Origin of the sequence: Citrobacter sp. FP75, from assembly GCF_018342065.1 — a bacterium.
In the GTDB taxonomy this organism is placed as follows: domain Bacteria; phylum Pseudomonadota; class Gammaproteobacteria; order Enterobacterales; family Enterobacteriaceae; genus Citrobacter.
Map to the genome: position 1 here is coordinate 194,643 of NZ_JAFDOE010000006.1, position 15,801 is coordinate 210,443.

Consider the following 15,801-nt stretch of genomic DNA (forward strand, 5'->3'; position numbering starts at 1 on the left):
ATGCTATTCCTTATTTTATGTCTTCAAAAACGAGCTGCACTTTCGCCGCCTGGGTTTTATCCCCGGCGAAGATCAGCGCTTGTTCGAGGTCGGTAAACGGATATTCGGCGCTGAGTAACGGCAGCGGATCGATAACGTTATTTGCCAGCCACGACACCGCGGTGTTGAACTCGGTGGTAAAGCGGAACGAGCCTTTGAGCGAGATCTCTTTGCCGATCAGCATCATCATCGGGAAGTCCGGCACCGCACCGCCCATGCCGACCTGCACCATCACGCCTTTCGCGCGGGTCACTTCCAGACAGGTGGTGATTGAGGACGGATGACCGGAGACTTCGAAGCTGACGTCGAAGTAGCCTTTCTCTTTTTTCCACTCGTCGAGCGAGCCCTGCTGCGGGTTAATCAGCGTATCGGCACCCATCTGTTGCGCCAGCGAGAGCGAGCGTGGGCTGATATCCGCACAGACGATTTCTGCCGCGCCGAGTGTTTTCACCGCGCTGACGATCAGGCAGCCAATAGGCCCAACGCCGGAGATAAACACGCGCTTGCCCTGCAGGTCGCCCGCTTCATGTGCGGCGTGGATCGCCACCGCCAACGGTTCGGCAAAGGCCATAACTTTTTCATCGGCCTGCTGCGGGTAAGGGATACACTGCGCGGTATCGACGGTTTTAAACTGCGTAAAGCCGCCGTCGACGTGGGGAAAATACATGGCGCTGCCAAAAAAGCGCATTTCCGTACACTGGTTTTCTTCATGCTGCAGACAGTATTTACAGTGGCCGCAGGGCTTCGACGGATTAATCGCCACCGACTGACCTTCATGTAATTCTTTTGAATCGCTGTGCACTACTTTACCAATAACTTCATGGCCTAAAATCATCGGCGCTTTGACGGTAAAATTACCGACTTTGCCTTCCTGATAATAATGTAAATCGGAACCACAAATACCGCCTCGGGTAATTTTTACCAGCGTTCCTTTATTATTCCATTCTATATTTTGGTCGGTAATGGCAACAGTTTTCTTGCCTGCGACAACGCAGGATTGGGTTTTGACTTGCATAAATGCCTCACTGGTCAGGTAGTAACCTCGGCAGCATTTAAACGGTTTTAATTGTTATTATTTGTGACGCAGATCACGCTGAGAAATTGTTACACTACAATGTTACGCATAACGTGATGCGCCCTGTAAATCTGCTCAGTCGCGGCGAAAAAAGGTGAATTCTGCAATGTGGAAGGCGTAGTATCGCGCCATGGAATATGAATCTGGAGTTTTTTCAATGGCCGGGGAAAGTTATATTTTGATGGGCGTTTCGGGAAGCGGTAAATCTTTAATTGGCAGTAAAATTGCCGCTGTATTATCGGCTAAATTTATTGATGGCGACGATCTCCATCCCGCTAAAAATATTGATAAAATGTCTGAAGGTATTCCATTAACCGATGAAGACCGACTGCCGTGGCTAGCGCGATTAAATGACGCTTCCTACAGTTTATATAAAAAGAACGAGACCGGGTTTATTGTCTGCTCGTCATTAAAAAAACAGTACCGTGATATATTGCGTCAGGGCAGCCCGAATGTGCATTTCCTGTGGCTGGACGGCGATTACGAGACCATTCTGGCGCGCATGCAGCGTCGGGCAGGGCATTTTATGCCGGTGGGATTACTCAAAAGTCAGTTCGACGCGCTGGAGTGCCCGCAGGAGGATGAACGCGATATTGCCCGCATCGACGTGAACCATGACATCGAGCATGTGACAGAACAGTGCCGCCAGGCGGTGCTCGCGTTTCGTAACGGGCAATAAGCTCAGCCCCTTGCGGGACTGAGCCACAACATCAGAAATCGGCTTTCAGCACCACGCGGTAGCGGGCTTTACCGTCACGCACGTGCTGGATTGCTTCGTTAATTTGCGACATCGGGTACAGTTCGGTGGTGGGCGACACCTTGCTGCGCCCGGCAAACTTCATCAGCTTGCGCAGCTCGAATGGCGTCCCGGTCGCCGAACCGGAAATGCTGCGATCGCCGGCAATTAAGGTAAATGCCGGAACCGGCAGCGGCTTCAGTACCGCGCCGACGGTATGGAAGTTACCGCCGTAGGCCAGCGCTTCAAAATAGGGCTGCCAGTCGAGATCGACGTTAACCGTGTTAATAATGAGATCGAACTGGCCCGCCAGCGCTTTTAGTGCATTCGGATCGCGGCTGTTGACCACCTTATCTGCCCCCATCGCCAGCACTTCCTGCTCTTTCGCCGGATTGGAGCTGAACGCGGTCACTTCGCAGCCCATCGCGTGTAACAGCTTTATGGCGATATGCCCCAGGCCGCCGATGCCGATTACCCCGACGCGGCTGGTGGCGGTGATATGGTGCATCAGCAGCGGTTTGAATACGGTGATACCGCCGCACAGCAAGGGACCAGCTGCCGCCAGGTCAATGCTCTCTGGCAACGGGATCACCCACTGCCAGTCGGCTCGCAGTTTCTCGGCAAAGCCGCCGCGATTGAGAATAGTGGGAACGGAACCTTCCAGACAGTTAATCTGATTACCGCTGATACAGGCGTCGCAATGCCCGCAGCTGCGCGCCGTCCAGCCAATGCCGACGCGCTGACCAACCTTCAGACCCTTACCCTGCGCTGCGCTGCCGAGCGCTGCCACGCGACCAATCACCTCATGCCCGGCAACCAGCGGATACTGAGAGAATCCCCATTCATTGTCGATCATCGACAAATCGGAATGACAGATACCGCAGTAATCGACCTGGACCTCGACATCTTCCGGCTTGAGCTCGCCCGCATCATATTCATAGAGTTCGAGTTCGCTGCCCGCCGCTTTTGCGGCGTAGCTTTTAATCATCGACATCGTGTTTCCCTCAGTGTGGTGTTGAACTGGAAGTGTAGAGCATCGGGAAACGGGACGCTTCGCAGAAGGGGGGATTAAGGTGGCTATAAACTGTGATGGTGATTGCAGGTGTGCAAGGTAATGCTGAAATTTTCAACACTTAGCAGGCCAGACACACGCTGGCGCTTGCATGGTGGCGCACGACAGGTATAATCCACAACGTTTTCCGCATCCCTTCCGTGCCGGAGTGGCGAAATCGGTAGACGCAGTTGATTCAAAATCAACCGTAGAAATACGTGCCGGTTCGAGTCCGGCCTTCGGCACCATCGGAACATCAATAGACGTCAATGGACGTCTTTTTTTGTGCCTGAAATCCAGTATCCGCAAGGCTTTCCTCGCTTTTTCACTCAACCTAAGTCAACCTGATTCAATCTACATCAACTTACTGATGCGGGTACAACTGCGGGTATATCCCGGTTCGATAATGTTTGTACCCACACAGAACCCTTGAAAGGATACTCATCATGGCTCTGAGTGATGTGAAAGTTCGTTCGGCTAAGCCTGAAGCAAAAGCCTATAAACTTACTGACGGCGACGGCATGGTTTTGCTGGTTCACCCTAACGGCTCCAAATATTGGCGGTTGCGTTATCGCTTTGGTGGTAAAGAGAAGATGCTGGCACTAGGGAAGTATCCTGAAGTTTCGTTAGCTGATGCTCGATCGCGGCGAGACGAAGCGCGTAAGCTCTTAGCTAATGGCGTCGATCCCAGTGAGAACAAGAAAACCGTTAAGGTAGAGCAGGAGCAAGAGGCGATAACGTTTGAAGTGGTCGCCAGAGACTGGCATGCCAGCAATCAGAAATGGTCGGCATCGCATAGTGCTCGTGTATTGAAAAGCTTGGAAGACAATTTATTTGCTTCAGTTGGGAAGCGAAATATCAAAAATATTGGTACTTGTGACTTACTGGTTCCAATTAAAGCAGTGGAAAAGTCAGGACGCCTTGAAGTGGCTGCGCGTCTTCAACAGCGAACAACGGCCATAATGCGCTTTGCGGTACAGAACGGCTTAATTGATTACAATCCTGCACAAGAGATCGCTGGTGCGATCGCAACAGCTAAACGAAAGCATCGCGCTGCGCTAGATCTCAACCGCATTCCTGAGTTACTCCATCGTATTGATAACTACACCGGCAGACCATTAACGCGGTTAGCTGTGGATTTGACGTTACTGGTTTTCATCCGTTCGAGCGAGTTACGTTTTGCTCGCTGGACAGAAGTGGATTTTGAAACGGCTATGTGGACAATTCCTGATGAGCGTGAGCCGCTGGAAGGTGTTAAACATTCTCAGCGAGGTTCGAAGATGCGAACTCCCCATCTTGTACCCTTATCGCGGCAGGCTCTCGCCATTCTGAAAAAGATCAAAAGAATGAGCGGGAATCGAGAACTGATTTTTGTAGGCGATCATGATCCCCGTAAACCAATGAGTGAGAACACAGTGAATAAAGCTCTGCGAGTGATGGGCTATGACACGAAAACGGAAGTTTGTGGACATGGGTTCAGGACAATGGCGTGTAGTTCTTTGATTGAATCAGGATTGTGGTCGAGGGATGCGGTAGAGAGGCAGATGAGCCATCAGGAGCGTAACTCTGTGCGTGCGGCTTACATTCATAAGGCGGAACATCTTGGGGAGAGAAGGCTGATGCTGCAGTGGTGGGCGGATTATCTTGATGCGAATCGCAATGAGGCCACATCACCTTATCTCTATGCAAAGATTAATGAACCCTTATCTTGATTGAATATAAACAGCCATTCAGTTATTTATCAATGAAATGGCTGTTTATACCCGTGTTGTGCGCTGTATCGTCAACGGCATTACGACTGCCAGGCAACCTTTCTCCTTAAAGGCGGAATTCAACATATTTTTATAATACTCTTTTTTGATGACTTCGCTGCGCCGGAGGCCATGTGTAACGTGGTTTAGAGTAAGTAATGTTGATGATCTACCCCGAGATAGATTCTTCTAGCCATTAATTTAAATTTATAACTGTTGGCTAACAACGCTGAACGGTTCTCTGCCAACGGCGGAGATAATCGGCTAGGGGTTGAAGGTATCATATTCTTCCAGCAACCAAGTGGATTTGCCGACATTGCAGCTCGTGCTTGTTAAGCTCATCAAAAAATTAATCGCTTGAACGCGGCTATTGGATTGGATTTTATACTGTCTATTTATCATTCAACTGAAACACATAAACCATGTTAACTATATGGTTTTTATGCTTGTTCTTCAGCGTAGTCACGGTATGATTTAACAATTCGCCCTTCAGTTTATGCTATATGACTTTGCTATAAGTAAGCAATTTGGGGAAGCATGATTAGCTATTAATATCTTGAAATAGCTAATCAAAAGTCAACTTACTCCGGTGATATAAGACTGATATGTAACCAATATTTTATTTGTTGTGGTCGCTTCGGAAGGTAGTCGAAATCGTTAGTAAAAAAACATCAATGTTGAGGCGAAAAATAGTTGGCAGCTACTTTGATCAGGCGATGAAGAGATGTGCGTTCATGTTGTTGTTCGTCAGGGACGGTTCACCATTTATCGGAAAGGTGACTGCCCTATCACAGTGTGTGCTCAAATAGTAAACACGTTGTAGATATGGCCTATCCTGCACGGTTTTAAGACCGTGTCATTTGCTGCCGTAGTTGAAGTTGAAAAACACGCTCGGGAAAGTTAAGCAGACGCTAAGCAATGCACTACAGGAAGGTTTGTCCCCCTGAGTCCCGTCTTGCCAAGAGCATCTCTGAAAAGTGCCTCGAAAATATGATGAATATTTATCGAAGACGTTTTTGGCGTGGGAGTATGGATTACGGGTTTTGACGTTGAGCGTTTGGCTGAGTGGTTGCAGGTGCATTTATATTAAGGGGAAGAAGAATGAGAAAAAACTGGACTATAAAGGAAGATTGTAAGCTGCTTACCTTGGTACGTCAGCACTTTTCCGCGTTGGTCAGCCATAACCGGCAGAATGCCACAATGCCATTTAGCCAGCAGCTTCACGATGCATTTGACTCACCTGATCGCGATGCCGCAGCATTGTTGTATCGACTCGAACAGGCAAAAATCCTGGGATTTGCCAGCCGTCCTGGAGGCGATCCCACTAAACAGCTGTTTCGCTGTCTGATAAACAATGATTTGGCGCTATACGATTACAGCCTCACCTTTCCCACTCTCAGAAAAGCATTGCATCCAGATACCGTTGCAGCAGCACTAAACCACTTCACGAATAGCAATCCACACGAATCACTGTCCAATACTATCAATGAAATTGCAAAAGCCTTGCATCTTTCCTCCATGCAGATAGAAAAGCTTCTGATCGACAGTGGCCAAATAACCATCAATAGTTACCGTGAGTGTGAGCGTGTTGGAGAGATAACTATCAATAATAATCTGCAAGATCTCATCTCCAGGCAAATTCCTGACATAACGCTGGTTGAAGATATTAACGCTTGCCGCGCCCAAGTTTCTCAACTTTACCACGTGCATGAACGTGATGGCGCGGAGGTCATCTTCAGTTCCGATGGCACGGGGTTCGGCAAAAGTTATGGCGTAATTCAAGGGTATGTCGAATATCTGGAGTGTTTCGCCAAAAAACAAAAGTCAGATGATCTGTTTCCCGAAGGTGGCTTTACCAACCTGCTGTTCATGTCGCCGCAAAAATCACAAATCGACCTGGATAGCAGCCAGAAAGACAAAATTCTGGCTTCTGGCGGCGAATTCATTTGCGTTCTCTCTCGTAAGGATATTGCCGATCTCGACTTTACGGACTGGGCTACGGGCCTGAAAAATCGCGACCGCTATATTCAGTGGTACGAAGGGGCGAAAGGTAGCAAATATATTGGCAGCGCAATGCGTTCGCTCAATTACCATGTCTCACAAATTGATCGCTGTGAAGAGCAGTTAAAAAAGCTGACAACATACGGTTCTCAGGATACCAACTACGAAAGAGAAATTCTTGAAGAGCAGCTAAAAAACTGTCGTCATAGTATCCGCAATACGATTGAGTCAGCCTGTAAATTACTATTTGGACCAGATAGTGAAAAAGCTTCCATTAAAGAGTACATTCGTCGCGGGATCCAGGCGCGCCAAGAGCGAATGCAACACGCGGAGACAGCACGAAAACCAAGCAAGTCTGAACTAAGCGTACACGAAGTCTACTTCGAGCTTATCAAACAGGTATTGCCTTTCGAAGTTTGCCAGTACCGCCCGTCGGTGCTATTAATGACTACAAATAAGTTCGACACATCAACTTACCGACTGGCGCCTCGTCAGCGAGGTGAAGGCGTGCATTTTGAGTCCGTAGGTTTCGACTTGCTGATTGGTGGCAAGCTGGCTCCCAAAGATCCACAGATCAGCACCGTTGCGGCAGCTGGCCATACCGGGCAGGTTGCTTATCTTCGTGATGAACACTTCAGACGTAATCCAGACTGCCCTTTTCGCCAGAAAAATATTCGCTTTACGGTAATCATTGATGAACTACATGAAGCCTACACCCGTCTTGAAGAAACATGCCATGTAAAGCTAATCACACAGGAAAATAATCTGGCGCATGTTATCTCTGTCGCGGGACGTATTCACAATGCGGTACTCAGCCTGGAGCGCCGGAAAAAGCCCAAAGAAGCGCAAACGACCTTTGAGCAAGAGATGGTCAAATTCATCACCATCCTTCGAGACCTACTGGCGAAAAAGTGCGAATTATCACCCGGTACGACGCTGGGCTCGATCCTGGAGATGTTTCGCGACCAGTTAGGAGCATTCGAAGTTAACGGCGACGCCGCCGAACGCATCATTTCCATTACCCGGAATGTGTTCAGTTTTAACCCCAAAATGTACGTTAATGAAGAGGGGCTGAAACGCATTCGTATGCGCAACAGCGAAGGCGACATAACGCGCACCGAGCTATATTACGAAGTCGAAAATGATGCCAGCGACACCAATCCCACCCTGCACGATCTGTTCCAATTGGTCTCCGTCATCCTCGCCGCCTGTTCTGATATCACCAACCGACACTTTAAGCGCTGGGTAAAAAATGGTGGCCAGGATAACTCCAGCAGCCAGAATACACCTTTGGGCCAATTTGTTGACGCAGCCAATAATGTAGCTGGAGTGGTGCGACATATCTTCGATCGCACCACCGATAAAAACTTGTTGATTGATCATTTCTACACTTATCTGCAACCCAAAACCGTATTCACGATGACGCCGATAGTTGAACTCAATTACGTGAACAGTGGAGCCGAGCGTACAATTATTCTGGCGTTTGAGATGGATCTGGTACAAGAGTTGCCTGAAGCCATGCTGCTACGTTTATTAACGGGCACGCACAATAAAGTGATTGGACTTAGCGCCACCAGTGGTTTTAGCCACACCAAAAACGGTAACTTCAATCGTCACTTCCTGGAGCGCTATAGCCGTGACCTTGGCTATCGAGTCATTGAACGTAAAAAAACAGATATCGATACGCTTAGAGCACTACGCGCGTTGAGAGCCAGTATCCGCAACGTCGACTTCAGGGTGTTCGATGATAAGCAGTTAAAATTGACCGATATCTACCAAAATTGTGAGATCTATCGCAGGACGTATGACAACTTTTTCGACGCGCTGAAGAAACCGCTGGAGTACGACCTGAAAAATACCTATAAACGGCGTCAGTACCAGCGGGAACTTGAAGCGTTATTGCTTGCCGCCTACGAGGGTAAAAACAGCCTGATTTTGTCCCTTTCAGGGACATTTAAGCGGGCCTTTATCAGCGCCTGGCGCACTCATCAATCAGCCTGGCGTCAGCAGTACGGTATGCACTCCCGGTGCGATGAAAAAACGGATAACGATAAGAAACATGACCAGATCCTGACCTTTACCCCATTCAAAGGGCGTCACACAGTCCATTTGGTCTTTTTCGATTCACCACTGGCTAATGTCGAAGATATTAGGCAAGAAACCTATCTCAAGAACAGCAATACCGTACTGGTATTTATGAGCAGCTACAAAAGTGCAGGCACCGGCCTCAACTACTTTGTGAAATACCATGACGGCGATATTAATGATATCAATGCACCACGTCTGGATGTCGATTTTGAGCGCTTAGTGCTCATCAACTCCTCGTTTTACAGCGAAGTAAAGGACAACAGCGGCAACCTTAATACATTACCTAACTACGTTACCGTGCTTAAACACTACGCTGATGACGATATTACCGTCCACAAGCTGGCCGATTTCAACGTTAATTTCGCCCACGGCGAAAACTATCGCCTGTTAATGGCCGAACATGATATGAGCTTATTCAAAGTCGTCGTGCAGGCCGTAGGGCGAGTCGAGCGTCGCGACACTCTATTGAAAACAGAAATCTTTTTACCCCGCGATGTGTTCCGTAATGTTGCATTCCAGTTCGCCGCTCTCAGTGAAGATAGCGGTAACGAGGTAGTATCAGAAAGCATGTCCTTGCTTAACCACCGCCTAATGGAGGAGTGCGAAAAGCTGAGTCAGAACCAGTCATTTAGTGATGCAGAACAGCGGTATGCGTTTGAACAGGCTATCGTAGAAAATGGTCGCCGCATCGATGCTGTTCATAAGCGAGTCCTGAAAACCGACTGGATAAATCAGGTACGCGCCGGCAACCTTGAATATCTCGAATTGTGTAATTTATTCCGCGATTCTGACTCCTTTACCGATCCCATGCGTTGGCTGGAAAAACTTCAGGCTAATTCCTTGTATGCCGCCAATCGGCAAATGCAATCAATCCACCACGCCCTGTTTATCGACCGCCATCAGGGCAACCAAACTATTTTACTTTGCCACAAACGCGGCCCGGATGGACTTGTCCACAGAGATTATTCCGCCCTGTCGGATTTCGCTGGCGGCGCAAGAGAGTACCGGCCTGAGCTCACCCTCTTTCCGCAGTATAGAAACGATGTCGATTTTACCCCCGGCAACCTGGTCGGCGAGTTGATTCGTGAATGTGACAACATCCAGGAAACGGCATTCAAAAAATGGGTACCCAACCCCAGGCTAGTTCCGTTGCTCAAAGGCAATGTCGGTGAATATCTCTTCGATAAAGTGCCAAAAAGCTATGGCGTTACCCCACTTTCTGATCAACAGGTGTTTGAACGCCTTGAACCGCTAGTATATGAGTTTTTTGACCGCTTTATTGAAGTGGGTAACGACCTGCTCTGCATCGACGTTAAACGCTGGGCGACGCAGTTGGATGATTTAACGCGGGCAGAAGAAACGCTTGAGAAAAGCAACAACAAGATTCGCCAGATCCGTAATATCACCAGCCAAAAGGCGGATACAGAGGGGCAGAAACAGCTTCAGGCTGTGCTGTCAGGCCGTTACGAACGCATTCGATTTGTCTATCTGAACGTCGCCTACAGCCAGAACCCCAATAATCTGATGTGGCAAGATAACGTGGATCACACGATCCACTACCTTAACCTGTTGCAAACCGACTACCAGTACTATCAGCCCAAAAATCGAGAGAGCGGACGAGCTCAGGAAAACTCGAAACTGAGCATGACATTGGACATTAACCCAATGTTACTAACCCTGCTGGGTGTAGAAAAGTTGCCGACTAAAGGAAAAGTCTCATGATCCCTAATCTGAATGAACTGACGGATACTCCGATTGCCCGAACCAATTTGATCAAGCTTGAAGAAGATCAGCTGACGACTATCCAGCGTCTCTTGGCCCCTATATCTAATATCTATACGATAGACTTTATGGTTCAGCGCTTTACTAAAGAGCGAAAAGAAAAATCCGCTGATTACTATGCGCGAATTCATCAGGAGGTAAAATCTTGCGTGCGGCAGAAGCTTGGGCTGGAAGCCGGGCAGGAGGTAAAATATGAACTGCATTGCTTACCAAATTACCATCACGTCTTTTTTTTCCTGGCGCCTGCAACTAACCCGAACAGTCAGGCTCATAGGACGTTGGCAGAACGTATTGAAACGCTTTGTCAGCAACTCACCGCTGAAAATCATGACCTATCTCGCCTGATTCAGGGATTATTTAGCCTGCATTTGAAAATGGTAATGCTGGAAAAAGCCAGTGAGCGCTTTTCGGTATCGCCGACTTACTTCAACTCAACGCTTTACCTTAACGCTCGTCTGAGTCAGCCCGTCACACAAAAAAAAGGCACCGGGGTGATGGAAGCCTTTGAGCTCGACATTTATGCCTCAGAATATAATGAACTCGCTTTTACCCTGCACAAACGAAAATTCTTGGTCGAACCGGCGGATGAGATGCACCTATCCCTGGACGATACCAGCGTGTGGTTTAGCATCGATAATCGTCGGCTTAAAGCTCGGCGCAAACTTGATGCCCGTGATAGCAAACTGGATTTTTTTCGTGAGCGCAGCGGTTATGGCGAATGCCAAGCCTATACCTATAACGTGGTCATGAATGCTGCCTGCGAGCGGCTCAGTGAACTAGAGATCCCCCATCAACCTATCCCATTTCAGGCTACACACGAGGTCAATCAGTTTGCTACCGACCTCGATCAACAGCTGGCTAATACGCTGTTGGTGGTTAATAACGGCGTCGAATTCAGCGTCACGCAAGAAGCTTATTTCTTTGATGCATTAGCCAACCAGTTCCCCGGGTATCAACTCTGGTCTCTGGCATCGCTTAAACATTCCCGACAAACCGGATTTGCTGAGCTGCCTGCTAATACATCTATTCTGGTACTCAATGCGGTAGAGGAAGAACGAAGCAACAGCATCCGGCAGCAAGAGAATGAATCTGTTGAGTACAATGATTTCTATTCAGCCTTTGCCGACGCCCGAAAACAACCTGAACTCAACTGGGATATTTATACCCAGCTTAAGTTAGATCGTTTGCAAGGGTGGCTAAATCAACAACCACTGCCTGTGGTTTTACAAGGAATGAACATTGATCGTAAGTTGCTGGATGCGATTGATTTTATTAATGAACAATTGATAAGCAACCCTGCTCAATACGAAATCGAACTTACGAAACCACACAGTCGTCTCAAGTCAGCAGTTACCTTATTGAAAAGTAAGGTACGCCGAACGAAAACTGAACTATGGTTCAAAGAGAGCTTACTCAATCAACATCACATTCCACTGCCAGACTTGGCGAACGGGCACTATACCGCCTATGCGGTACGCAAAACGAAAAGTAATATCCACCTGCTTGGGTATGTTGAACTAAAAATAGAGCACGGCCAACTTAGGGTGGTTGATACCGGGATCGTCGAAGGTGAATTCGAGTATCTATCTGTTGATCATCCAGCTCTGGGACGACTAAAGAAATTATTCGATAAAAGCTTCTATCTCTACGACCATACAGCAGATGTGCTGCTTACCACCTATAACAGCTCCCGCGTGCCGCGCCTGATTGGCCCGGCGCAATTTAATATCGTCGATTCATACGCTTATCAGGAACAAGAAAAAGCGCTGGCGGAGCGTCAAGGTGATAAATTTAACGGGTATACTATCACCCGCTCAGCAAAATTGGAGCAAAACGTACTGCCCTATCTGATATCACCGGGCCGCTCGAAATACGACTCGTTGACTAAAACTCAAAAGATGAAGCATCACCATATTTACCTGCAACCGCATGAGAATGGAGTGTTTGTTCTGGTAAGCGATGCTCAGCCTACAAATCCTACTATTGCACGGCCTAACCTGGTAGAAAATCTGCTGATATGGGATGCCCAAGGTAAGGCCGTAGATGTATTTAATCACCCGTTAACTGGTGCTTACCTCAATAGCTTCACCCTGGATATGCTAAGGAGCGGCGAAAGTAGTAAGAGTTCGATTTTTGCCAAGCTTTCACGATTGATGGTTGAGAACTAACACGGTCTATAACCTTCGTCCCTTAATCACGAATTCTCCCCCACCGACTCAGTGTGGGGGAGTTGACCCAGCTCACTTTTTAACTATCGTTGTTTGAAATTTATGCGTGATTTCTGCGCATTACATTCCATTTTATCCCCCTGACACTGCCCTTCATGTTATCTTTAAGGCCCTCTTTTTTATCGCAGTGTGCCGCACCACATCGCTCGGGATAGTGTTACCGCCACTGCCTCATACAGACAGAAAAACCGATGAATAAGCAAAATTATGCACCTGGGATGCGGGTGGTTATTCGTGATGCAGAGTGGCGCATTCGCCGGGCGGATGACAGCGGAGATGGTGGTCACCTGCTGACCTGTGATGGAATTTCGGAGCTGGTACGCGGTAAAGAAGGGCTATTTCTGACAAAGCTGGAGCAAAAAGTCGAGATTCTCGATCCAGCAAAAACAAATCTGGTGGAAGATGAGTCAGCCAATTACCAGGCGGCCCAGTTGTACATAGAGGGCCAGCTACGCCAACGCGTCCCGACTGACAGCAAAGTCCATTTTGGGCATCAGGCTGCGATGGACTCCATGCCCTTTCAGCTCGATCCCACGCGCATGGCACTGGCGCAACCGCGCCAGCGGATATTAATTGCTGATGCGGTAGGGCTGGGTAAAACGCTGGAAGCTGGTATCCTGGTTTCAGAGCTGATTCGCCGTGGACGTGGCAAACGCATTCTAGTGCTGGCGGTTAAATCCATGCTCACGCAATTCCAGAAAGAGTTCTGGAGCCGTTTTGCTATTCCGTTGACGCGACTTGACTCCGCTGGTTTACAAAAGGTGCGTAACCGCATCCCAACCAACCACAACCCGTTCCACTATTTCGATAAGACCATTATCTCCATCGATACTCTGAAACAAGACATCGAATATCGCCACCACCTGGAAAACGCCTGGTGGGATATTATTGTTATCGATGAAGCACATAACGTCGCTCAACGTGGGACCAGTTCCTTACGCAGCAAACTGGCAAAATTGCTCTCCGGGCGTAGCGATACGCTGATTATGCTCTCGGCCACGCCGCATGACGGTAAGGCTGAAAGTTTTGCCAGCCTGATGAACATGCTCGACCCGACGGCCATTGCTAATCCTAAAGAGTATGAATACGCCGATTTTGCCGACAAAAATCTGGTTGTGCGTCGCTTTAAAAAAGACGTAAAAGATCAGATGGCTGGCGAGTTTCCGGAGCGCAATATCGTCAAATTGATGCGCCCGGCAACCGGAGCTGAAGAAGAAGCCTACCGCCGATTGGTTGAGAGTCAGTTCCGTGAGGATGATGATGAAGACTCGCGGTCAAATAAAGGCCGCCTGTTCAAAATTACGCTCGAAAAAGCGTTGTTCTCCAGTCCAATGGCATGTGCCAGCGTGGTGGCTAACCGCCTGAAGCGGCTGGAGAACCGCAAAGAAATAAACAGTCAGAGCCAGATTAACGAATTAGAGTCATTGCTGCTGGCACTCAATAATATTGATGCCAGTCAGTTCAGCAAGTATCAGTTATTGCTGGAGACCATCCGTAACGATCTCCGCTGGAAAACGAATAACACGGAAGATCGTTTGGTGATCTTTACCGAGAGTATCAAAACGCTTGAGTTCCTTGAGCAGCAACTGCGTTCCGATCTCAAGCTGAAAGACGATCAAATTGCCACGTTGCGAGGCGATCAGGGCGATACAGTTCTGATGGAAACCGTCGAAGCGTTTGGCAAATCCCAGTCTCCGCTGCGCCTGCTCATCTGCTCGGATGTCGCGTCTGAAGGTATCAACCTGCACCACCTCAGCCATAAAATGATTCACTTCGATATTCCGTGGTCGCTGATGGTATTCCAGCAGCGTAACGGACGTATTGACCGCTACGGGCAAAAACACCAGCCACAGATCCGTTACTTGCTGACTGAAGCCAGTGAACCGCAGATCAACGGTGATATGCGCGTGCTGGAAGTGCTGATCAATAAAGACGAACAGGCGCAGAAGAATATCGGCGACAGTTCCGAATTTACCGGCAAATTTACCCAGGAAGAGGAAGAAGAGCAGGTTGCTGAATTCATGATGCAGGACGATGGCGCCAGCCTGTTCGACGACCTGTTGAATAGCAATGTCACTGAAAATTCTGAACACGACCTGTTTGGCGAAATCTGCAGCGCAGTGTCCAGCGATGCCTCAACCGTGACCGAAAGTGACATTAGCCTGTTTGATAATGAGCAGGCATACTGCGAAAAAGCGCTGGGCTATCTGAAGGCCTGCGGCCAGACCGTGCAATACGATACCTTGCCTGATAACACCTTATCGCTGGTCGCACCGGAGGAGTTACGCCGTCGCTTTAACCAGTTACCGCCGGAAATTGCGCCGGAAAACTGGCAGCTTTATCTAAGCCAGGACAAAACTGTTATTACGGAAGCCATTTCGCGTGCGCGTGGTGAGCAACATGCCTGGCCCGATGTGCAGTATCTCTGGCAAATTAACCCGGTCGTGCAGTGGTTAGACGACAAAATTCAGTCCGCCTTTGGTCGCCACCAGGCTCCGGTGATGCGCCTGCCACACCTGTTTGAGCCTGATGAAGATCATTTCATCCTTTCCGGGCTGTTCCCGAACCGTAAGTCGCACCCGATGGTGAACCCGTGGCTGGTGGTCAGCTTTAACCGCGAAACGTTAAGCGGTAGCCTGCCTTTTGCTGAGTTCCTGAAACGACATCCGCAACTGAGTAGCAAGCTGACTAACAGTGGCGGCAAAGATCGCAACCATCAACGCCAGCAGGATCTGCTGGAGGCGGCAATCGCCCATGCGCGGGATGTGTTTGTTCACGATCGAAATGCTTTTGAAGAGCGTATCAATCAGCAGCTCAATGAGCATCTACAGAAGCTGGATGTTCTGCGTGGGCGTCAGCTGAGTCAACTGGAGCTGGATTTTGCCGATAATAAACAGCAGCTTTCAGTGAAACAGAGCCGCAAAGAACAACGTCAGCGAGAAATCGAACACAATTTTGACAGTTATATCCAATGGATTGAGGACACCATGACCACCGAAAAAGAGCCCTACATCCAGGTTATTGCTGTAATCACCGGAGCGGAGGGCTAA

7 protein-coding genes and 1 tRNA gene are annotated in these 15,801 nt (G+C 48.6%); 6 read left to right on the top strand and 2 right to left on the bottom strand.

All coding sequences use genetic code 11. The features are described 5' to 3' along the window. Positions 1-10: 10 nt before the first annotated feature. On the bottom strand, positions 11-1,054 hold the full coding sequence (idnD, locus tag JQ822_RS19320; RefSeq protein ID WP_213134818.1) for an L-idonate 5-dehydrogenase: 1,044 nt from the start codon (positions 1,052-1,054) through the stop codon (positions 11-13). Positions 1,055-1,271: 217 nt separating this feature from the next. Between idnD and idnK the strand changes: the two genes are divergently transcribed. After that, entirely contained in the window at positions 1,272-1,793 is a 522-nt protein-coding gene (gene idnK / locus JQ822_RS19325; protein WP_047358547.1) for a gluconokinase, read from the top strand. A 31-nt stretch (positions 1,794-1,824) separates the two neighbouring features. On the opposite strand, the gene ahr is transcribed toward idnK, so the two are convergent. Beyond that, positions 1,825-2,844, bottom strand: a complete 1,020-nt coding sequence (ahr, locus tag JQ822_RS19330; RefSeq protein WP_213134819.1) for an NADPH-dependent aldehyde reductase Ahr — start codon at positions 2,842-2,844, stop codon at positions 1,825-1,827. 220 nt (positions 2,845-3,064) lie between these two features. Between ahr and JQ822_RS19335 the strand changes: the two genes are divergently transcribed. From JQ822_RS19335 to JQ822_RS19355, 5 genes are all read left to right on the top strand, one after another. Beyond that, positions 3,065-3,149: transfer RNA gene (locus tag JQ822_RS19335), tRNA-Leu, on the top strand. Positions 3,150-3,347: 198 nt separating this feature from the next. After that, the gene (locus tag JQ822_RS19340) at positions 3,348-4,613 is read left to right on the top strand and encodes a tyrosine-type recombinase/integrase (protein WP_213134820.1); all 1,266 of its coding nucleotides are present in this window, start codon (positions 3,348-3,350) and stop codon (positions 4,611-4,613) included. Between the two features lie 1,140 nt (positions 4,614-5,753). Further along, positions 5,754-10,463, top strand: a complete 4,710-nt coding sequence (locus tag JQ822_RS19345) for a hypothetical protein (RefSeq protein ID WP_213134821.1) — start codon at positions 5,754-5,756, stop codon at positions 10,461-10,463. After that, positions 10,460-12,691, top strand: a complete 2,232-nt coding sequence (locus tag JQ822_RS19350) for a hypothetical protein (protein WP_213134822.1) — start codon at positions 10,460-10,462, stop codon at positions 12,689-12,691. The genes JQ822_RS19345 and JQ822_RS19350 overlap by 4 nt, the downstream gene beginning before the upstream one ends. Before the next feature lie 251 nt (positions 12,692-12,942). Beyond that, positions 12,943-15,801 carry a DEAD/DEAH box helicase gene (locus JQ822_RS19355; protein ID WP_213134823.1) on the top strand — a complete coding sequence of 953 codons (2,859 nt, stop codon included), beginning with the start codon at positions 12,943-12,945 and terminating at the stop codon, positions 15,799-15,801.